Origin of the sequence: Actinomadura madurae (assembly GCF_047130825.1) — a bacterium.
Classification (GTDB): domain Bacteria; phylum Actinomycetota; class Actinomycetes; order Streptosporangiales; family Streptosporangiaceae; genus Spirillospora; species Spirillospora madurae.
This window is the reverse complement of the sequence record NZ_CP083237.1, coordinates 9,293,449-9,312,742: the sequence shown is the minus strand read 5'-3', so window position 1 is coordinate 9,312,742 and position 19,294 is coordinate 9,293,449. Positions and strand designations below refer to the sequence as shown.

Annotated in this window: 19 protein-coding genes; 10 read left to right on the top strand and 9 right to left on the bottom strand. The window is 73.0% G+C overall.

Going from position 1 to position 19,294, the window contains the following annotated elements:
- Positions 1–119: 119 nt before the first annotated feature.
- From K8Z49_RS43650 to K8Z49_RS43640, 3 genes are all read left to right on the top strand, one after another.
- Positions 120–1,106, top strand: coding sequence for a DUF4439 domain-containing protein (locus K8Z49_RS43650; protein WP_244938936.1), 987 nt, complete (start codon positions 120–122; stop codon positions 1,104–1,106).
- A gap of 81 nt (positions 1,107–1,187) precedes the next feature.
- Entirely contained in the window at positions 1,188–1,535 is a 348-nt protein-coding gene (locus tag K8Z49_RS43645) for a hypothetical protein (protein WP_075019680.1), read from the top strand.
- Between the two features lie 91 nt (positions 1,536–1,626).
- Positions 1,627–2,694, top strand: a complete 1,068-nt coding sequence (locus tag K8Z49_RS43640) for a TRM11 family SAM-dependent methyltransferase (RefSeq protein WP_412516905.1) — start codon at positions 1,627–1,629, stop codon at positions 2,692–2,694.
- Here the strand turns inward: K8Z49_RS43640 and K8Z49_RS43635 are convergent.
- Positions 2,686–3,387, bottom strand: coding sequence for an HAD family hydrolase (locus tag K8Z49_RS43635; protein ID WP_024934653.1), 702 nt, complete (start codon positions 3,385–3,387; stop codon positions 2,686–2,688). The genes K8Z49_RS43640 and K8Z49_RS43635 overlap by 9 nt on opposite strands.
- A 105-nt stretch (positions 3,388–3,492) precedes the next feature.
- Between K8Z49_RS43635 and K8Z49_RS43630 the strand changes: the two genes are divergently transcribed.
- From K8Z49_RS43630 to K8Z49_RS43615, 4 genes are all read left to right on the top strand, one after another.
- Positions 3,493–5,037, top strand: a complete 1,545-nt coding sequence (locus K8Z49_RS43630) for a hypothetical protein (RefSeq protein ID WP_412516904.1) — start codon at positions 3,493–3,495, stop codon at positions 5,035–5,037.
- Between the two features lie 57 nt (positions 5,038–5,094).
- The gene (locus tag K8Z49_RS43625) at positions 5,095–5,367 is read left to right on the top strand and encodes a hypothetical protein (protein ID WP_021595256.1); all 273 of its coding nucleotides are present in this window, start codon (positions 5,095–5,097) and stop codon (positions 5,365–5,367) included.
- 117 nt (positions 5,368–5,484) lie between these two features.
- Positions 5,485–6,681: a lysylphosphatidylglycerol synthase transmembrane domain-containing protein gene (locus tag K8Z49_RS43620; RefSeq protein ID WP_412516903.1), complete on the top strand. Its 1,197-nt coding sequence runs from the start codon at positions 5,485–5,487 to the stop codon at positions 6,679–6,681.
- Positions 6,682–6,809: 128 nt separating this feature from the next.
- The gene (locus tag K8Z49_RS43615; RefSeq protein ID WP_412516902.1) at positions 6,810–7,331 is read left to right on the top strand and encodes a flavin reductase family protein; all 522 of its coding nucleotides are present in this window, start codon (positions 6,810–6,812) and stop codon (positions 7,329–7,331) included.
- A 15-nt stretch (positions 7,332–7,346) separates the two neighbouring features.
- Here the strand turns inward: K8Z49_RS43615 and K8Z49_RS43610 are convergent, their stop codons facing one another.
- The 6 genes from K8Z49_RS43610 to K8Z49_RS43585 all read right to left on the bottom strand — a co-directional run bounded on the left by K8Z49_RS43610 (position 7,347) and on the right by K8Z49_RS43585 (position 13,395).
- Positions 7,347–8,573: an ROK family transcriptional regulator gene (locus K8Z49_RS43610; RefSeq protein ID WP_033330682.1), complete on the bottom strand. Its 1,227-nt coding sequence runs from the start codon at positions 8,571–8,573 to the stop codon at positions 7,347–7,349.
- Positions 8,573–9,331 carry an ATP-binding cassette domain-containing protein gene (locus tag K8Z49_RS43605; protein ID WP_021595252.1) on the bottom strand — a complete coding sequence of 253 codons (759 nt, stop codon included), beginning with the start codon at positions 9,329–9,331 and terminating at the stop codon, positions 8,573–8,575. Before K8Z49_RS43605 ends, K8Z49_RS43610 begins: the two co-directional genes overlap by 1 nt.
- A gap of 198 nt (positions 9,332–9,529) precedes the next feature.
- Entirely contained in the window at positions 9,530–10,777 is a 1,248-nt protein-coding gene (locus tag K8Z49_RS43600) for a sugar ABC transporter permease (RefSeq protein WP_021595251.1), read from the bottom strand.
- Between the two features lie 49 nt (positions 10,778–10,826).
- Positions 10,827–11,612, bottom strand: a complete 786-nt coding sequence (locus tag K8Z49_RS43595) for an ATP-binding cassette domain-containing protein (protein WP_021595250.1) — start codon at positions 11,610–11,612, stop codon at positions 10,827–10,829.
- A gap of 114 nt (positions 11,613–11,726) precedes the next feature.
- Positions 11,727–12,812 carry a sugar ABC transporter substrate-binding protein gene (locus K8Z49_RS43590; RefSeq protein WP_021595249.1) on the bottom strand — a complete coding sequence of 362 codons (1,086 nt, stop codon included), beginning with the start codon at positions 12,810–12,812 and terminating at the stop codon, positions 11,727–11,729.
- Positions 12,813–13,098: 286 nt separating this feature from the next.
- Complete coding sequence (locus tag K8Z49_RS43585; protein ID WP_021595248.1) at positions 13,099–13,395, bottom strand: hypothetical protein; 297 nt, start codon at positions 13,393–13,395, stop codon at positions 13,099–13,101.
- Between the two features lie 199 nt (positions 13,396–13,594).
- Here K8Z49_RS43585 and K8Z49_RS43580 point away from each other — a divergent pair, with 199 nt between their 5' ends.
- The gene (locus K8Z49_RS43580) at positions 13,595–14,197 is read left to right on the top strand and encodes a hypothetical protein (protein ID WP_024934655.1); all 603 of its coding nucleotides are present in this window, start codon (positions 13,595–13,597) and stop codon (positions 14,195–14,197) included.
- A 54-nt stretch (positions 14,198–14,251) separates the two neighbouring features.
- On the top strand, positions 14,252–16,777 hold the full coding sequence (locus K8Z49_RS43575) for a M14 family zinc carboxypeptidase (RefSeq protein WP_412516901.1): 2,526 nt from the start codon (positions 14,252–14,254) through the stop codon (positions 16,775–16,777).
- 42 nt (positions 16,778–16,819) lie between these two features.
- Here K8Z49_RS43575 and K8Z49_RS43570 read toward each other — a convergent pair whose 3' ends face one another.
- On the bottom strand, positions 16,820–17,494 hold the full coding sequence (locus tag K8Z49_RS43570; RefSeq protein ID WP_024934657.1) for a hypothetical protein: 675 nt from the start codon (positions 17,492–17,494) through the stop codon (positions 16,820–16,822).
- A gap of 99 nt (positions 17,495–17,593) precedes the next feature.
- Here K8Z49_RS43570 and K8Z49_RS43565 point away from each other — a divergent pair, with 99 nt between their 5' ends.
- Positions 17,594–18,664, top strand: coding sequence for a hypothetical protein (locus tag K8Z49_RS43565; RefSeq protein WP_021595244.1), 1,071 nt, complete (start codon positions 17,594–17,596; stop codon positions 18,662–18,664).
- Between the two features lie 43 nt (positions 18,665–18,707).
- Here K8Z49_RS43565 and K8Z49_RS43560 read toward each other — a convergent pair whose 3' ends face one another.
- Positions 18,708–19,283, bottom strand: coding sequence for a TetR/AcrR family transcriptional regulator (locus tag K8Z49_RS43560; protein ID WP_075019675.1), 576 nt, complete (start codon positions 19,281–19,283; stop codon positions 18,708–18,710).
- Positions 19,284–19,294 lie beyond the last annotated feature (11 nt).

Below are 19,294 nucleotides of genomic sequence, written 5' to 3'. Positions count from 1 at the left end.
GTCTTTCGGACGGCTCACCGGCGCGGCGGATATGGAATGCTTGAGCTGGCCCGATGGACGCGTCCGGAGACCCGCGGTCACAGCGGGCCACCACCACACCACCGGGTGAGGAGACTCCCTTGCCAGAGGCCGTGCCGCCCCTGCCGGGAAACCTGTCGCGCCGGGCGCTGCTGGGGCGGGCACCCCTGCTCGGCGGCGCGGCGATGATCGCGATGCCGTGGCTCGCGGGCTGCGCCGCGGAGGCCGCGCCGCGGGGGGACGTGCCTCTGCTCGTCGGCGCCATCGCGTCCGAGCAGAACCTGATCGCCGCGTACGAGTCGGCGCGGTCGGCGGACGCCTCGCTGGCCGGGCGGCTGGACCCCGTCCTCGCCCGTCACCGGAGCCATCTGGCGGTCCTGAAGCGGCACTACGTCCCGGGTTCGGGCGACCGGGCGGACGAGGGCGGCGCCATCCCGCCGCCGGGCGCGGCGCCCGTCCCCGCCGGGGCCCGGGGCCTGGCGGCCCTGCGCGGCCTGGAGGAGCGGGCGGCGCGGGCGCGGGCCGCGGAGGCCGCGAAGACCGGCCCGGCACTGGCCCAGCTGCTCGCCAGCATCGGCGCGTGCGAGGCGGGGCACGCGATGGCGGTCAGGGGCGAGCCCCCGCCCGTCCGGTCGACGACCGACGCCGAGGCCGCGCGGGAGGCGCTGGCCGCCGAGCACGCGGCCGTGTACGGGTACGGGGTGCTCGGCTCCCGGCTGCGCGGGACGCTCCGGCAGACGGCGAAGGAGCGGTGGAACGCGCACCGCGCCCAGCGCGACACGCTGGCCTCGATCTTGTCGATCAAGCGGGTCGCCGCGGCGCCCGCCTACCGGCTGCCCGTCAAGGTCACGTCCGCGCGCGCCGCCGCCCAGCTGGCCGCGGCCCTGGAGGACGGTCTCGCCCCGGCCTATGTCGGCCTGGCCGGGGCCTCCTCCCCCGACCTGCGGGCCTTCGCCGCCGACGGGGCGCAGCGGGCCGTGGCGTGGTCGGCGCGCTGGCGGGCGAGGGCGGGGCTCGCCGCGCCCGCGCACGCGTTCCCCGGGCTGCCGGACGCGGCGCTCTCCCCGCGTCCCGAACCGGGTGAGTGATCTTCGGCACGCCGGGAACGAAGTGCCCGAATCGCGGCGTTAGTCCCAATTAGCAGGGACAACCCGAGAGGAGGGAGCACGGTGACCACGACTCCGCGGCCGGGCGCGGCGAGCGCCCTCGACGAGCTGCGGGCCGCCTACCACGAACAGCTCACCCGGCTCGCGGCCGAGCGCGACGCCGCCCGAAGGCAGGCGCGCCGGGCCCAGGCCCAGGCCGACGTGGCGCGCGCCGATCTGGCGAGCCTCAAGAGCCGCGTCCACGAACTGCTGAACGCCGCCGCGCGGCACCTTCCGGATCTGCCCGCCGTCGAGGGTCCCGCCACGCCGGAAATCCGCGCCGCCGAGGAGTCGCGGGCGTTGCCGGCCGCCGGCGGGGACACTCCCTCCGGGAAGGGCGGCGCCGCAGATCGATCCGCGCAGGCCGCCTGACCGGGATGGAGCGGCCCGCGGGCCGTCCCGAGACCGCCGGGCGCGGCAGTCCCGGCGGTCTCCGCCCTCGGGGTCCAGTAAGGTCCACCAAATGACCGCGTACGGCCTTCTTGTCTCCCCCTCGCACAACCGGGTCTATGCGCAGGCCGCCGCAGGCCTGGTGAAGGCGGAGCTGGCGGTGTTCGGCGAGAGGGCCCTCGGCGGACGCGTCCACGACATCGAGGAGACCGCCATCGGCGGCGTCCCCTACGTGACCTTCTTCGCCGACGAACTCACGGACCAGGACGTCCGTCTCCTGTCGAACCTGTCGTCGCTCTATGCGCTGTTCCGGATCGAGGGCGAACTGCTCCGCCCGGTCATGCTCCAGCCCCTCGACCTGTTCGGCAGCGACCTGCTGACCATCCAGAAGTACTCCGGCAAGACGAACGAGTACTTCACCAAGCTGCTGCTGAACGTCACCGCGATGGCGACCGACTCCCCCATGGACCTCGTCACCGGCCGCCCCCGCGTCCTCGACCCGCTGTGCGGCCGGGGCACCACGCTCAACCAGGCCGTGATGTACGGGCTGGACGCCGCCGGGATCGACATCGACGCCAAGGACTTCGACGCCTACGCCGCCTTCGTCAAGACCTGGCTGAAGAACAACCGGGTCAAGCACCAGGCCGAGATCACCAGCATCCGGCGGGAGAAGGCCGTCCTCGGGCGCCGCCTGCACGTGACGCTCGGCGCGTCCAAGGAGCGCTACAAGAGCGGCGAGACGATGGAGATCACCGTCGTGAACGCCGACTCCCTCGGCGCCGGAAAGTTCTTCCGCCCGGCCTCCTTCGACCTGATCGTGACGGACGCCCCGTACGGGGTGCAGCACGGCAGCCGTCCCAAGGGCGCGCAGCCCGGCCGGAAGGGGAAGCCGCACCTGTCCCGCAGCCCGGTCGAACTGCTCACGGCCGCCGTCCCCGAATGGACGCGCCTCCTGCGTCCGGGCGGCGCCATCGGGATCTCCTGGAACACCCTCGTCGGGCGCCGCGAGCAGCTCGCCGAGATCCTCGCCTCCAGCGGCCTGGACGTCCGCGACTCCGGCGCCTACCGCGATTTCCGGCACCGCGTCGACCAGGCCATCACCCGCGACCTCATCGTCGCGGCCAAGCCCGCGTCAGGGTGAGTGCCACCTCTCCACGTGCGGGAGCAGTTCGGCCAGGTCGTGGATGCGGGCGTCCGGCGGCGTGAGCCCGGGACGGTCGAAGGCGGGGGTCGTCTGGTGGACGATCTGGACCGCCCGCAGGCCGGCGGACTTGGCCCCGTGGATGTCGTCGTAGGGGCGGTCGCCCACGAAGACGCAGGAGGCGGGGTCGGTGGCGCCGACGGCGTCCATCGCGGCGCGGAAGGCCTCGGCGTGCGGCTTCGTCCACGGGATCTCGCTGGAGTAGACGGCGCCGTCGAGCATCCCGAGCACGTCGTCGCGGGCGAAGACGCGCTCGTGCCACTCCCGGGTCCAGATGGTGTTGGACAGCACGCCGATCTTGATGCCGCGCTCGCGGAGGGCGGTGAGCAGGCCGGGGACGGCGGGGTCGGTGTGGGTGTGCGGGGTCCAGGTCTCGAAGTGGGTGGCCAGGAGCCCCTCGGTCGGCTCCACGCCGGCCATGGCGAACGCCTCGGCGAGGGTGGCGCTGCGGTGCTCCTCGGTGCCGCGGCGCCACAGCTCGTCCTCGGCCGCGACGAGCGCGGCGACGGTCTTCTCGATCGTGTCCGCGGGGAGGTGGGCGGAGCAGATGGCGTGCCACATGTCGGCCAGTTCGAGGTCGTGCCACGGGGTCAGCGTGCCGCCCCAGTCGAAGATCACAGCTTGTACGCCCATGACCGGATCGTAACCATCCGGGCGCGTTGAACGATCACCCATGTACGCGGTGGATCGTCCCGGAGGGCGCGGCCGGGCCACCCACGTCCCGTCGAGGAGCCCTCCATGCGCAGCCCCCTGCTCGCCGCTCTGCTCGCCGCCGCCCTGGTGGGGGTCGCGGTCCCGGTTGCGGCCGACCCGATCCCCGATGGTCCGGGGAAGGGCTTCGTCCCCTCCTACATCGGCGGTCCGGCCACGCCGAGGCCTCTCACCGGACGTCCTGTCCCGGCCAACCCGCACCAGGGGCCCGTGGCGACGTCGTCCATGCACGCCGACAGCCACGCGTCCGACACCTACCCGTTCCCGGGGCCGCTCGGCCGCGATCCGCGAGTGTGGAACGAGGCCAAGGGCGGCGGCCTGCCGGGGCTATGCTCGACGGTGACGTTCGCCCGGCGGACCGGCCTGATCGTCGCGCAGTGCACGCGGGGGCAGAACTTCGTCCTGCGGCTGATCGATCCGAGGACGCTGAAGGACCTCGCGACGTACGACCTGCCGCCGAGGCCGTCCACCGTCCAGGCGGTGTACTCGCTGAGCCTGGACAAGGTGCTCACCGACACCTCGGGCGGGGCGTACTACTACCTGGACCCGCAGGACCGCGCCGTCCTGGCCGACTCGGCGTTCCATCTGCGCCGCTTCGCCCACGAGAAGGGGCCGGACGGGAAGTGGCGCTTCAAGGTCACCGACGACTGGGACCTCGGCGGGCACCTACCCCACGACTGCGCCACCTGGACGGATCCCTGGCCGGAGGGCGAGTGCGACCCCATCACCGCGGTCGGGCCCGACTGGGACGGCCTGATCTGGTGGATCACGCGGAACGGGCGCGTCGGCACGGTGAATCCCGAGACGGGGACCGTGCGGATGACACGCCTCGCGGGCGAGAGCATCCAGAACTCCTTCGCGGCGGCCGAGAGCGGCGTCTCGATCGTCTCAGACCACGCGCTCTACCGGATGCGGGCCGGCACGGACGGAACGCCGGAGATCGTCTGGCGCGAGGCGTACGACAGAGGCAGCGGACGGAAACCCGGCCAGATCGACCAGGGCTCCGGGACGACCCCCACGTTCTTCGGCGACGGCTATGTCGCCATCACCGACAACGCCGACGACCGCATGCACGTCATAGTCCGCCGCAGGGACGACGGCGGGCTCGTCTGCCAGATCCCCGTGTTCGGCAGCGGAGCCAGTGCCACGGACAACTCCCTCGTCGGCTACGGGAACAGCCTGTTCGTCGAGAACAACTACGGCTACCGCAACTTCTTCGAGCTCCCACCGGGAGGGTCGTCCGCAGGCGGAGTGAGCCGCGTGGACGTCAAGCCGGGCGGGGACGGCTGCGAGACCGTCTGGACGAGCAGGGAACGTTCGCCGTCCACCATCGCGAAGGTCTCCGTGCCCGCCGGGCTGCTGTACCTCTACACGAAGGAACCGCGCGAGGACTTCATCGACGCCTGGTACCTGACGGGAGTGGACGTCCACACCGGGAGGACCGCCTTCAAGGTGCTCACGGGGACCGGCAAGTGGTTCGACAACAACTGGGCGCCCATCACCCTCGGCCCGGACGGGACCGCCTACGTGGGCGTCGTCGGCGGGCTCGTCGCCGTCCGCGACCGCGAGTAGGGCGCCGGACATCGGGGATACCGGTCCGATCAGCGGATCCGAGGTGACGGAGGAGTCATGAGGGAACGCCGGCCGGGCGAGGGCAGGGACTTCCGCGCGGACATCGACGACATGGGCGACGACGAGCAGGAGGAGGAGATCGCCCTGACCGAGCAGTACGTGGAGGACCCGCCCGATGACCACGTCATCGAGGAGCCCGAGGAGAGCAGGGACGGGGTCGGCATCGGCGACTACGAGAGGCAGTCGGCCCGGCGCGGCGAGGACGAGCGGTGGCCCGATCCCAACGTCCCCGCCGAACGCGACGCGGTGAACCCCACCCGCCGGCCTTGACCGGCCTGTGACGCAGGTGGCGCGAGTCACTTTGCGGTTCGTTTCCGCACCTGGGGGAATGTCATAGGCGGGCCGTAGGTTGCGCAATGCGGGGCGAGCTTGCGAGGTGACCGGGACATGGACGACACAGTCACGGCACCGGTCCGCCCCCAGGGCGACGCGGAGTCCTCGAACCCGTTCCAGGACGAGCAGGTGCCGCAGGGTCCCTGGTGGCGGCGCAGGGCCGGCCTGGTCGTCCAGTGGGCGCTCGTCCTCGGCGCCCTCGCCGCGCTGCCGCTCTACGGTGACGAGCTTCCCGACCTCGGCGCGATCTGGACGGCCGCGTCGCACGCCGACCCGGGCTGGCTCACCGCGGTCGTCCTCGCCGTCGCGGGGTCGATGGGCGCGTTCGCCCGGCTCCAGCGCCGGCTGCTGCGCATCGGCGGGCTGCGGATGACGCTGCGCCGCGCCTTCGCGATCACCTACGCGGGCAACGCCCTGTCCACCACGCTCCCGGCGGGCCCCGCGGTCAGCGTCGTCTACACGTTCCGGCAGTTCCGCCGCGGCGGGGCGTCGGCGCGGCTCGCCACGGCGGTCATCCTGGCCGGCGGCGTGATCACCACGACCGCCTACTCCCTGATCGGCCTCCTCGCGCTGCTGTCCGACCCGCACGCCCGCCGGTTCGCGCTGCTCGCGCTCGCCGTCCCGGCGGCGCCGACCGTGCTCCTCGTCCCCGCGCTGCGGTGGGGCCGGTTCCGCGTTCTGGTGACGGCGCCGCTGCGCCGCGTCCACCGGGCCGCCCTCGCCCATCCCCGGATCGCACCGCACGCCGAGCGGCTCGCGGGGGTCCGCGACGTCCTGCGGCCGACCCGCGGCGACTGGGCGGCGCTCATCGCGCTCGCCCTGCTGAACTGGGTGTTCGACATCCTGGCGCTGCTCTCGGCGGCGCACGCGGTGGGCGTCGCCGTCGACCCCAACGGCGTCGCGCTCGCCTACTTCGCCGCCCAGGCGGCGGGCAGCATGCTCCCGCTGCTCCCCGGCGGCCTCGGCGCCATCGAGGGCAGCATGGCCGCCTCCCTGGTCGCGTTCGGCGCGACGCTGTCGCCCGCCGCAGCGGCCGTCGGCCTGTACCGGCTCGTCTCCTACTGGGCGGTCGTCGCCGTCGGCTGGATCGCCTGGGCGGCCCTGCACGAGGGCCCGCGCGTCCCGGCCCGCGTCAAGGCGCACCTGTCCGGCGCCGGGCGTCTCGCCCTGAACGGCATGACGGCGGTCGCGTTCGTCACCCCGTACACCGCCGTCATGCTGAACCCGCCCGCCGAGGCGCCGCGTTCCTGATCACGGCTCGGTCCCCGGACCGAGCCGCGGCCGGGACCTTCGGCTGAGATCGCGCCCCCGGGGAATCAGCACGGCCGGCGGAAGGCTTTAGTGGTCATCGACGCATCCCCGGCCAGGAACGGACCCCTATGCACGGATCGCCCAACGGCTCGTCCGGCCCCTCCGCCGCCCGCGTCGGCGCGGCCGCGTTCCGCTCGGTGCTGAGCAGGTTCGCGACCGGCGTGGTAGCCGTCACCGCCGTCGACCCGGCCTCGGGACGTCCCACGGGCCTGGCCGTGAACTCCTTCACGTCCGTCTCCCTCGACCCGCCCCTGGTGGGGTTCTGCGTGGCCCACACCAGCCGGACCTGGCCCCGGCTGCGCACCGCCGGCCGCCTCTGCGTCAACATCCTGGCCGACTCGCAGCTGGACGTCACCGAACGGCTCGCGTTCGGCAACGGCGACGAGAAGTTCACGGGCATCGGCTGGTCGCACACCCCCGGCGGCGCCCCCCTGATCAGCGACGCCCTGGCGTGGATCGAGTGCTCGGTCGAGCAGGAGCACCTCGCCGGCGACCACATGATCGTCGTATCCCGCGTCCACGACCTGGCCGAACACCACGACGCCCCACCCTTGATCTTCTACAACCGTACCTACGGAACCTTCGCCTGAGCGCCGGTGACGGGGTCAGACGGGACTGTCCTCCGGGGCTCTCAGTCTGGCGAGGACTTGGACGGGGTCGGCGAGGACTTCGGCGAACGCGAACTCGGCGGCGCCGACGAGGGTCGTGTCGTCGCGAAGGGCGGCGGTGCGGAGCTTGACCTTCTCGCGGGGGGCGGCGAGGGCGCCGTTGGTGAGGACGCTGCGGATGGGGGCGGCGGCGCCGAGGTAGATGTCGCGCAGCGTCCCGCCGAAGACGATCATGCCGGGGTTGAAGATGTTGACGAGGTTGGCGACGCCGAGGCCGAGCCAGGAGCCGACCCGGTGCAGCGCCTCGCGGGCGACGATGTCGCCGGCGTCGGCGGAGACCACGATCTGCCGGACGGCGTCGCGCCCCGCCTGGCCGGGCTCCTCCTCGCGGCCGGCGTGGTGCAGCAGCGCCCGCTCCCCCACCTCGGCCTCCAGGCAGCCCTTCGCGCCGCAGGCGCAGAGCCGGCCGCCGGGATTGATGATCATGTGGCCGATCTCGCCGCCGAAGCCCTGGTCGCCGCCGAGCAGCCGGCCGTGGGCGATGATGCCGCCGCCGACGCCGACGTCGCCGTGCAGGTAGATGAGGTCGTCGCAGCCGACCCCGGCGCCGCGCTCGTGCTCGGCGAGGGCGCCGAGGTTGGCGTCGTTGCACACCGAGACCGGGATGCCGAGGCCGAGGCGGCGCGACAGCGCGTCCCCGAGCCGCAGCTCCCCCACGTCGAGGTTCGGGCCGAACATGATGGTGTCGTCGGAGCGGCGGACGGTGCCGGGGAACCCGAGCGCGGCGCCGACGCAGACGGCGTCGCGTTCGGCCTTGCGGACGAGGGACCGGGCGCCCGCGACCAGGACGGACAGCAGGTCGGAAGGGTCGGAGTCGCGGGCCCGGGGGCCCTCGCGGCGGTCCAGCACCACGCCGCCGAGGCCGACGCGGGCGACCACGAGCCGGTCGACGCCGACCTCGAACGCGAGCACGTAGACGCGGGTGGACTCGGGCCTGACCACGAGCGACGGGCGACCGGCCCGGCGTCCGGGACCGCGCGGCAGCTCCTCGCGGACGAGCCCGGCCGCGGTGAGGTCGGCCGTCAGCGCCATGATCGTGCTGCGGTTCAGGCCGAGGGACTCGGCGAGCGTCGCCCGGGACGCGGGGCCGCGCAGGTGCACGAAGCGCAGCAGGGTTCCGAGGTTGTGGCGCCGGATGTCCTCTTGTGATGGGCCCGCCTTCATCATCGGCGCAGCCCCACCTGTTCGCCGGCTCCCGAAGTGATCAGCTCGACGACCTGGCGGTGGGTGACGTCGGCGGTCCTGACCTGGGCGACCATCCGGCCGAGGTAGAGGGCGGCGATCCGGTCGGAGACCGCGAAGACGTCGTTCATGTTGTGCGAGATCAGCACGACGGCGAGGCCCTTGTCGGCGAGCCGCCGCACGACCTCCAGGACCTGCTGGCTCTGCGCGATGCCGAGCGCGGCGGACGGCTCGTCCAGCACCACGACCTTGCTGTCCATCAGGACGGCGCGGGCGATGGCGACGATCTGCCGCTGCCCCCCGGACAGCGTGGAGATCCGGCGCCGGACCGAGCCCAGCGTGCGGACGGCGAGGCCGGACAGCGCCGCGCGGGCCATCTCCTCCATCGTGTCCTCGTCCAGGGCCAGGCCGCTGCGCTGCTCCCTGCCGAGGAACATGTTCTGGACGATGTCGAGGTTCTCGCAGAGCGCGAGGTCCTGGTGGACGATCTCGATGCCGAGGCGGCTCGCGTCGCGCGGGGCGCCGACCCGGACCTGGCGGCCCTCGAAGCGGTACTCGCCCCGGTCGACCGGGTGGATGCCGCCGATGCAGTTGACCAGCGTGGTCTTGCCGGCGCCGTTGTCACCGATCAGGGCCGTGATCTCGCCGGGATAGGCCGAGAACGAGACGTCCTGCAGGACCTGGACGGAACCGAAGCTCTTGTCGATGCCGCGCAGGTCCAGCGCCGGTGTCTTCGACATGCCGACTGGCTCCCACCGTCCCACACCGCCGCCACCCGCCAGGCGGTCGAGGTCAGTGAGCGTACCAGCCGTGTTCCCCGCGCGGGAACGGCCGGGAGCGGCGCCGGGGGCGGGCGCCCACGCCGGGGAGCCGGTGGTGCGGGCCACCGGCTCCCAGGCGTCCCCGGCCGGGTTCACGGGGTCACCGCGTTCCCGCCGTCACCGGCCGGCCGCCGACCGCCGGCGCCTGGCCAGCGCGTCCATCGTGGCGGCCAGCAGCAGCACGACGCCGGTGATCAGGAAGCTCAGGTAGGCCTTGGTGCCGAGCAGGCCGAGCCCGTTCTCGATGATGGCGATGACGAGCCCGCCGAGCACCGCGTCCCGCGCCTTGCCGCGCCCGCCGAACAGGCTGGTCCCGCCGATGACGGCGGCGCCGACCGCGTACAGCAGCGTGTTGCCGCCGCCCGCGTCGGTGGCGACCGAGTTCAGCCGGGACGCGGCCACGATGCCGCTGACCGCCGCCAGCCCGGAGCCGATCATGAAGACGGAGATCCGGATGCGGGCGACGTTGATGCCGGCCCGGCGCGCGGCCTCGGCGTTGCCGCCGACGGCGTAGATGTGCCGCCCGTAGCCGGTGCGGCCGAGCACGAACGTGCAGACGATCAGCAGCACGCCGACCAGCAGCACGCCCCAGGGGATGCCGCCGAGCGTGATCAGCGGGCTGGGCGCCCGGTCCAGGCTCAGCACGTAGGTGCTGATCAGCAGCGCCGCGGCCACCACGGCGGACTGCGCGATCACGAACTCCAGCGGCTTGGAGTGCAGGTCGCGGACGCGCTGGCGCCGCCAGCGCAGCAGCTGGGTGGCGGTGTACCCGACCGCGCAGGCCGAGGCGAACGTCCAGCCGAGCCAGATCGGCATGTTCTTGTTGGCGAACGCCACGATGACCTCGTCGCGGACGGGGACGGTGCCGCCCTCGCCGATCAGCCGGAGCGTGATGCCCTGGAGTCCGAGGAAGAACGCGAGCGTGACGACGAACGAGGGGATGCGCAGGACCGAGACGAGCCAGCCGATCACGGTGCCGATGATGATCCCGGTCGCCACCGCGCTGATGATCGCCACGTACCAGGGCTGGCCGGCGTCCACGACGAGCTTGGCCATCACGGCCGCGCTGAGGCCGCTCGCCACGCCGGCCGACAGGTCGATCTCGCCGACCAGCAGCACGAACACCAGGCCCATCGCGAGGATCGTGATGGGGAGCGCCTGGGTGGACAGGTTGGCGATGTTGCCCTTGCTGAGGAACGTGTCGGGCTTCAGCGCGGTGAACAGCACGACGAGGGAGATCAGTCCCAGGATGGCGGGGAGCGCGCCGAGCTCACCGGACTTGATCTTGTTCCAGTAGTCCAGCGCGGCGGACCTCACATCGTGCTCGCGCCGGTCGGTCGCGAAGTCCGAGTCCGCCAGCTTCATGGCGGTCTCCTTCTGTCTGGGGAGGTCGGTGGACACGCGTGGTCCCCCTTCAGATGCTCTCGGCGGCGGTCGTCGGCGCGAGGCCGAGATCACCGGAACGGCCGGCGGTGATGAGCTCCACGACCTGGCCGTGGGTGACCTCGGAGCGGGCGACGTCCGCCGCGACACGGCCGAGGTAGAGCGCGGTGATGCGGTCGGCGACCTCGAACACGTCGTTCATGTTGTGCGAGATCAGCACGACGGCGTGCCCGCTGTCGGCGAGCCGCCGGACGAGGTTGAGCACCTGCCGCGTCTGGGCGACGCCGAGCGCGGCGGTGGGCTCGTCCAGGATCACGACCTTGGACTCCCACAGCGCCGCCTTGGCGATGGCGACGGTCTGCCGCTGCCCGCCGGACAGGCTCGACACCTGCTGGCGGACGGACTTGACGGTGCGGACCGACAGCCGCGCGAGGACCTCCCGCGCGGACTCCTCCATCGACGCCTCGTCCAGCACGAGCCCCCGGCGGCGTTCGCGGCCGAGGAACATGTTCTGCACGATGTCCAGGTTGTCGGCGAGGGCGAGGTCCTGGTAGACGACCTCGATGCCGAGTTCGGACGCGGTGCGGGGGCCGTCGATGGTCACCGGCCGCCCGTCGAACTCGACGTGCCCCGAGTCGATCGGGTGGATGCCCGCGATGCACTTGATCAGGGTCGTCTTGCCCGCTCCGTTGTCGCCGACGAGGGCCATGACCTCGCCCAGCCGCAGCGTGAAGTCCACGTCGTGCAGGACGTGGACGGCACCGAAGCTCTTGTTGAGCCCGGTCAGGCGGAGGACGGGGTCTCCGTTATCAGCCACGTGTTTCCTTCCGAGTCTGTCGCGCCCGTGGCGGGCCCCCGGCGTCCCGGGTTTCCGGGTGCCCGGGACGCCCTCAGCGGTGTGGGGCCCGCCACGAGGTAGGGGCGGGGAGCGTTACTGGACCTTGATGCCCGCGGCCTCGCACTTGGCCGCGTACGCCCCCTTGCAGAGGTCGGCCGCCTTGACCGCGCCGTCGTCGGTGACCTGCTTGACGTTCTCCTTGGTGATGCCGATCGGGGTGAGCAGCACCGACGGGACGTCACGCTTGCCGACCGGGTCGTGCTCGGTGGCGGTGGTCTCGCCCTTCTCGCCCTTGATCAGCGAGACGGCCAGCTTGACGGCCGCGTCGGCCTCCTGCTTGGTCGGCTTGTAGACCGACATGCACTGCGTGCCGTCGAGGATGTTCTGCAGGCCCTGCAGGGTGGCGTCCTGGCCGGTGACCGGGACCTTGCCCGCCCGCTGGTTCTTCTTCAGGATCGAGATCACCGCGTTGCCGAGGTTGTCGTTCGCGGCGAGCACGCCGTCGATCTTGCCCTTCTGCTCGGTCCACATCTGCTCGAAGAGCGTGGCGGCCTTCTCGGCCTTCCAGTCCGGGACGGGCTGCTCCGCGACCTTCTTGTAGGTGCTGACCTTGTCGAGGACGTTGTGCGAGCCCTTGGCGAAGAGGGTCGCGTTGTTGTCGGTGGGCGAGCCGTTCAGGTAGACGATGTTGGCGTCCTTCTCGCCCAGGCACTTCTGCAGGCCCGCGCCCATCGTCTCGCCGACCTTCACGTTGTCGAACGAGACGTAGTAGTCGGCGACGCCGCCGAGGGTGAGCCGGTCGTAGTCGATGGTCTTGACGCCCTGCGCCTGCGCCTTGCGCTGCACGGCCGCGGCGGAGTTGGAGTCCAGCCCGGTGATGAGCAGGACGGTGACGCCGCTGGTGAGCATCTGGTCGGCGATGGTCTGGAACCGCTGGGCGGAGCCCTCGGCGTTCTGGATGTCGCTCTCGACCCCGGCGGCCTTGAAGGCCTGCTGGAGGTAGGGGCGGTCGAAGTTCTCCCAGCGGGCGGAGGAGGCGGTGTCGGGCAGGATCACGCCGACCTTTCCCTTGGCCGCTCCGGAGTCGCCGCCGGAGTCGTCGCCGTCGTCGCCGCACGCGGTGAGGCTGAGCGCCGCGGCCGTCGTGAGGGCCATCAGGCTGAGGATCCCCTTGCGCATAGCCCGGGTCCTTTCTGGGCGTGGCCGCGGCCGGGGTGGCCGGTGCCGGTGGGCGAGATCACATTCCCACCGACGTGAATGTTGTGCCCCGCAACTTATGTCGCGCCCGCCCGTCGCGCCAGACCTGGCGCCGAGTTGATTTGTTGTCGGCGGTAACAATCAAGTAACGCGAGATCAACACGGGTGAAACGGGGGATGGCGAGCGGCAGCGGGACGGCCGGCGGCGGGCGCCCGCCGGACCCGCCCCCGGCGGGCCCGGTCAGCGAAATGTTTCGCGGCTCAACATTCAGCGGACGGCGAGGACGATCGCGACCCGCTCGGCCGCGCCGGCCACGTCGTCGGCGGGCGCGATGCGCTCGGCCCACGACCACCAGTACCACCAGCCGTCGGCGCCCTGTTCCGCCAGGATGTTCTCGGTGAGGGCGGCCGCGTCCGGGTTCATCACGTGCAGGCTGGGCGACTGGCCGCGGGGCAGGGTGATGCGCACCCTGAGACCGCGCTTGACCAGCTCGTCCCCGAGCTCTTCCAGATATTCGATCCGCGTCTTCGACGGCGCGGCCGTTCCCGTATCGTCAGGCGTCATCCTTGTTCCTCACGGATTCCGCGCGGCCCGACGTGCCTTCAGCGTCCCGCTTCACCCGCCCGTGCGCAAGCACCCCGGCTGGTCAGCCGGGTGATGGCGGGGACGGCGGACACGCGCGCGCCCCGCGTTTCGGAGGTGGGCGGAACCTTATCCGGGATATCTTGCGCCTAACACATCAACCGGAACTTGGGGGCGGAAGATGACGGTGGGCGCGGGTGCGCAGCCAGGAGCGGGCCCGTCCGCGACTCCGGCGGGCGGCGCCGCACGCGGCTCGCGGACGTGGCACCGGTTCCACTACGCGGTCGGCGTTTTCCTCATCGCCTACGGCGCCGCGGGCCTGCTCAGCGCGGCGGTGCTGTGGGGCGACCGGGTCGAGGAGATCGAGGGCTACTTCGGCTCCGGCCCCGCGACGGGCGTGCTGGTCCTCGTCAAGGTGGCCGAGACGCTGCTCGTCGCCTGCGCCGCGGCCGGGCTCGTCCTGCGCCGGGACATGCTGCTCGTCCCGCCGACGGCCGGCTGGATGGCCGGGTTCGCCATGTTCGCCGTCCTGGACGTCTTCACGGGCAGGTGGGGCGGCCTTCTCCAGCACCTGGCCTACCTGGCGGGGTTCGTCGTGCTGCTGTTCCTCTCCTACGGGCTGAGCGCGAAGGCCCAGCTCGCGGCGGCCCCGAAGGGCGACACGCCCGACACGCCGGGACGCGGGCCGGGCGGCCTCACCCGGACCCAGGAGTTCGCCCTCCAGGCGATCAACCGGGCCGCCTCCCTGACCGGGCCGCGGCCCCGCCCAGGGCCGCGCGACTGATCTTGGCAGAAGTTGCCGTTGGTGCGGTTCGCGCCCGGTGTCACGTTGTGGCTCATGAGAGCCCGAAAACTGACGTTGCCCCTGGTGCTGGCGGCGTCCCTGGCGGTCCCGGCGTCGCTCGGCGCGCCCGCCGCCGCGCAGCCCGCCGCGCCGGCGGCAGGATGCGACCCGACGCAGACCGCGCCGGTCTACCGAGGCAGGGTCCCCTCCCCCGAGCAGGTCCTCGGCTTCGACCTCGGCGAGCGGCCCGTCACCGCCGCCGAGTCCGACAGGTACCTGGAGACGGTCGCCGCCAGGAGCGAGCGGGTCGTGTCCGGGACGCTGGCGACCAGCGCGCAGGGGCGCCCGCTGAAGTACGCGATCGCGGGACGCCCCGAGCTGATCTCCAAGGCCGGGCTGGCCAAGGTGCGGCTGGAGGCCGGCCTGCTGCGCGACCCCCGCACCCCCGCCGCGCTCGCCAGGCGGATCACCGAGCGCGGGATCCCGATCCTGTGGGTCAGCGGGAACGTCCACGGCGACGAGCCGAGCGGCACCGACGCGGCACTAAGGGTCCTGCGCGACCTCGGTGACCGCGGCGACTGCGCCGCCACCGCGATCCTCGCGAACGCGCTCGTCATCGTCCTGCCGACGCAGAACCCGGACGGGCGCGAGCTGAGGACGCGGCAGAACGCCTACGGGTTCGACATGAACCGCGACTGGTTCGCGCGCACCCAGCCCGAGACCGACGGCAAGCTGGCGATGCTCAACCAGTACCCGCCGGTCCTCTACATCGACGCGCACGAGATGGGCGGGACGTCGTACTTCTTCCCGCCGAACGCCGACCCGGTCTATCACGAGACGCCCGAGCAGGCCGTCGGCTGGATCAACGACACGTACGGCGCGGCGATGGCGGCCGAGTTCGAGCGGCAGGGCATCGACTTCTTCAACCGCGACGTCTACGACCTCTTCTACCAGGGCTACGGGGACACGGTCCCGATCAGCGCGTTCCACGCCGCGGGGATGACCTACGAGAAGGGCGACGGGAGCCCCTATCCGGAGCGGGTGAAGGAGCAGTACCTCACCCAGTGGGTGTCGCTGTCGGCCGCGGCCCGCGACCGGCGCCGCATCCTCACCGAGTGGCGCCGGATGACGGTCGACGCCTACGCGCAGGGCAAGGCCGGGGAGCTGGAGCCCAACCAGGTCTACAACCCGCCCAACCAGGTCGACCGGCCGGTGCCGGACCAGAAGGTGCGGGCCTACTTCCTCCGGGACGACGACCCGGCCAAGCGCGCCGCGGTCCGCCTCATCGTGCGCAGGCTGCAGCGGATGGGCGTGCGCGTCGAGAGGCTCGTCCGGCCGCTGACCGTGCCCGACTTCAAGGCGTACGGGAAGCCGGAGGCCGGGACGACGCTGCCCGCGGGCACCTACGTGATCTCCATGGCGCAGGGTCGGAAGCACTGGATCCAGGCCATGCTGAACGAGGACTCCTACACGCCGTTCCCGTACTTCTACGACGTGACGGCGTGGAGCCTGCCACTGATCGGGAACGTGTCCGGCGGCTCGTCCGGCGCCGTCCTGCGCCCGAAGGCGGTGCGGGTGCCGACCCCGGCGGCGCCGCGTCCCGGACACGAGGGGAAGGCGCCCAGGCTCGCGGTCCTGCAGCTGTCGGCGACGTCGTCCTCGGCGCGGGAGTCGGCGGGCTGGCTCCGGCACCGCCTCGACCGGGACTGGAAGCTCCCGTTCACGCTGCTCACCCCGGCGGACGTCGCCGCGGGCGAGCTCTCGGGCGTCGAGGTGCTCCTCACGCCGAACGGCCCGGCTTCGTCCGCCTACACGGCGCTCGGTGACGCGGGCCGCGCCGCCCTCCAGCAGTGGGCGCGGGACGGCGGCCGCTACGTCGGCTGGCGGGGCGGCGCCCAGCTCGCGGCCCGGCTCGGGCTGACGACGGCGACGCTGGCCGAGCCGACGTCCGACATCCCCGGCACGCTGTTCCGCGTGAAGGTGGACGGCGCGAGCCCGCTGGCGAAGGGCGTCGGCGCCACGGCCTGGAACTTCACCTCCTACGACCTGGTCATGAAGGCGTCCAGCGGCGTCGCCGTGGCGTATCCGGAGGCGGATTCACCCGACTGGTTCGTCTCCGGGTACGAGCGCGGCGCGTCCGAGCTGGGCGGCACCGCCGCGGTCGTCGACCAGCCCGTCGGGGAGGGACGGTCCGTGCTGTTCGCGGCCGAGCCGAACTTCCGCGCCCTGACCGACGGGACGGCCAGGCTGCTCTACAACGCGATCCTGGGCCCCGACCCGGCGAAGGCGGCGGCGCCGCGGCGGGCGGGCGCCACGGCCAAGGCGGCGCGGGAGGCGGCCGGGCTGCCGTCGTACGAGTCGCCGATCCGGGTGTCGGTGAAGGCGGCGGACGCGGCCGGGACCGTGTCCGTGCTGCGGTCGGTCGGCGCGGCGTGGGCGGAGCGGCGCGCCGGCGGCGTCGTCCACTACGTGATCGACAACCCGCGGGGCCTGCCGGTGGACCACCATCCGTTCGCCGGGCGCCTGCCGTCCCTCATCCGCGCGGCCGGCATCGCGCCGGTCGCCGTCACCCTGCCCTGATCCGCCGGCGCGGCGCGGCGGACCCGTCCCGGCGCGCCGCGCCTACCGGCGGACGAGCCAGGCGGTCGCGGTCATCGTGCCCGGCGCGACCTCGGTGAACCCGCCGTCGCGGACGGCGACCGCCGCCTCCTTCACGCAGCGGCTCCACGGCACGTCCCGGGCCAGGTGGACGCGGGCGCCGGCCTCGACCCACGCCGCCACGTGCCTGCGGCGGCCCCGGCGGAGGAGGAGCTGGGCGGCGTGCCCGCACTGGGCGGCGGCCTTCCCGGTCGTGATCGTCACGTCCGGGTTCAGGGCGATCGCGGCGTACGGCGGCTCGGGCGGCGGGCCCGGCTCCGCCTCGTCGGGGAGGTCCAGACCCGCCACCTGGAGCTTGGCCAGCTGCGGCGGGACCTCCGACACCGGGCCGGGCGGGAACGCCCGCACCTGCGCGCCCGCGTGCTCGACGGTGACGCCGGGCAGCGCCTCGGCCTCCGGCCAGCGGACGCCGCGGGCGCGCCGGGTCACCTTCCTGATCCTGCGCGCCTCCCACTCCCGGACGGCCTCGCGCCACTCCCCCTCGGGATCGGCGGCCCGCGGATCGGTGAGCAGCCTCACGACCGCGGTCGCCGCCGCCTCGCAGACCGCGCCGTGATTGGGCGGATCGGCCTTCTCCGCGCGTACCACCAATTGCATCGCCCATGGCGGATCGTCGAGGGGGTCGTAGTCAGGTCGCACGCCTGGAGTATTCCAAACCCGATCCGGCTTTCCCGACACGGATGTGGGTACTGCAACTCTTGCCGTCCCCCGTACGTCGGTTCAGGTGGGAGGTCGCCCGTGACCCATGGCGCGTGGAACGATTCCATACCCGGGATCGGCACGTTCTTCGTCGGTATCGACGTCGCCCCCGGCCGTTACCGCTGCGAGGACGGCAAGGGCGGCTGGTGGGTGCGCTTCACCGGCCCGGGCGGCGGCGACCCCGTCGGCTCCTGGCCGCTGCCCGCCGGGCCGACCGAGATCGAGATCGCGCCGACCGACTTCGCGTTCGAGACGCACGTGTCCACCTCCTGGCGCCGCATCGCGCCGCCGCGCTCCCCCGGGGACGGCGCCCCCGCCGAGCCGCGGCCCGTCGCCGACCCGGCGCTGCGGGCCGAGCTGGACACCATCGTCGCGCGCCGCAAGCCACTGCTGTGGTTGGCGCCGCTGTCGGTCCTCGCGCTCGGGCTGATCGGGTCCCCGCTGCTCGGCTCGCTGTGGCTGATCGGCCTCGGCATGCTCGCGGTGCTGGTCGCGCTCGGCACCCCGTCGGTCTCGCTGGACCTGCGGCGCGCTCGGGAGCTGGAGCGGCGCCGCGACCGCTACCTCACTCTGGAGGACTTCGACGACGAGGGCCGCGCGCTGCTGGCGCGCGTCCAGACCGCGATCGACGCCGTCCGCGACTCGCAGGTCAACCGGGAGGGGCTGCTGGACTCCGTCGACAACGCCGTCACGCTGCCGCGCCAGGAGTGGGAGATCGCGCAGGTCCTGGCGAAGCAGTCGAAGCTGCGCGCGGAGCAGGAGGAGATGGCCGCGGCCGACACGATCCCCGAGGTGGAGGCGGCGCTGCGCCCGCTGCGCGACAAGCTCGACGTCTCGGTGGAGGCGGTGACGCGCCGCGTCGAGGCGCTCGAACGCTACGCCGAGCGGGCCCGCGCGGCCGACGAGGTGCTGCGCGCCCAGCGCCATCTGGAGGCGATCGCGGAGAAGGCGCACGAGTACGACGAACTGCTCGCCGACACCGTCCGGGACGACCTGGCGCTGCCCGCGATCGAGCGCCTGACCGAGCAGGGCGACGAGCTCGTCCGCACCCTGCGGGAACGCCTCGCGAAGGCCGCCGAGGCCGGCGGGGAGCTGCCGCCCGCCTCCTAGGGCGCCGTCAGAAGCCAGGACGCTGTGAGAAGCCAGGGCGCCGTCAGAAGAGCGTGTCCAGATGGTGCCGCAGGATCTCCATGGCCGATTCCGGACTCCGCCGCCCCACCAGCACGCTCGTGCCGAGGCCGTGCGCGAGCGCCAGCAGCCGCGCCGCCTCCACCGCCGGGTCCCCGGGCACGCCCGCGTCCGCGAGGACGCCGGTGATCTGCCGCTCCAGCCGGTCGGGGCCGTCCACGAACGGCTGCGCGGCCAGCGACGGCTCGGTCAGGGCCAGCACGGCGTAGGACGTCCACACCTGGTGGAAGGCGCGGCTCTCCGGGTCGGTCGGCAGCGCCTCGGCGAGCAGCGCCTCGACGACCTCGCGGGGCGAGGGGTCCTCCAGGCCCTCCAGCCGGGCCGCCCACCGCTCGCGGCTCTGCCGTTCGAGCCGCTCCAGCGCCGCGTTCATCAGCCGCGCCTTGCTCTCGAAGTAGTACTGGACGAGCCGCAGCGAGACACCGGCCTCGGCGGCGACCGAGCGCATGGTCACCGCGTGCAGCCCGTCCCGCCCGGCGGCGCGGACCAGCCCGTCGATGATCTGCGCGCGCCGCGCGCCGTGGTCGGCCGTCCTCGGCACGCCCCCTCCTC

Coding starts and splice junctions, on each gene's coding strand:
- K8Z49_RS43640 (WP_412516905.1), top strand. CDS start 1,627: ATGACCGCGTACGGCCTTCTTGTCTCCCCCTCGCACAACCGGGTCTAT.
- K8Z49_RS43635 (WP_024934653.1), bottom strand. CDS start 3,387: ATGGGCGTACAAGCTGTGATCTTCGACTGGGGCGGCACGCTGACCCCG.
- K8Z49_RS43630 (WP_412516904.1), top strand. CDS start 3,493: ATGCGCAGCCCCCTGCTCGCCGCTCTGCTCGCCGCCGCCCTGGTGGGG.
- K8Z49_RS43625 (WP_021595256.1), top strand. CDS start 5,095: ATGAGGGAACGCCGGCCGGGCGAGGGCAGGGACTTCCGCGCGGACATC.
- K8Z49_RS43620 (WP_412516903.1), top strand. CDS start 5,485: ATGGACGACACAGTCACGGCACCGGTCCGCCCCCAGGGCGACGCGGAG.
- K8Z49_RS43615 (WP_412516902.1), top strand. CDS start 6,810: ATGCACGGATCGCCCAACGGCTCGTCCGGCCCCTCCGCCGCCCGCGTC.
- K8Z49_RS43610 (WP_033330682.1), bottom strand. CDS start 8,573: ATGAAGGCGGGCCCATCACAAGAGGACATCCGGCGCCACAACCTCGGA.
- K8Z49_RS43605 (WP_021595252.1), bottom strand. CDS start 9,331: ATGTCGAAGACACCGGCGCTGGACCTGCGCGGCATCGACAAGAGCTTC.
- K8Z49_RS43600 (WP_021595251.1), bottom strand. CDS start 10,777: ATGAAGCTGGCGGACTCGGACTTCGCGACCGACCGGCGCGAGCACGAT.
- K8Z49_RS43590 (WP_021595249.1), bottom strand. CDS start 12,812: ATGCGCAAGGGGATCCTCAGCCTGATGGCCCTCACGACGGCCGCGGCG.
- K8Z49_RS43585 (WP_021595248.1), bottom strand. CDS start 13,395: ATGACGCCTGACGATACGGGAACGGCCGCGCCGTCGAAGACGCGGATC.
- K8Z49_RS43580 (WP_024934655.1), top strand. CDS start 13,595: ATGACGGTGGGCGCGGGTGCGCAGCCAGGAGCGGGCCCGTCCGCGACT.
- K8Z49_RS43575 (WP_412516901.1), top strand. CDS start 14,252: ATGAGAGCCCGAAAACTGACGTTGCCCCTGGTGCTGGCGGCGTCCCTG.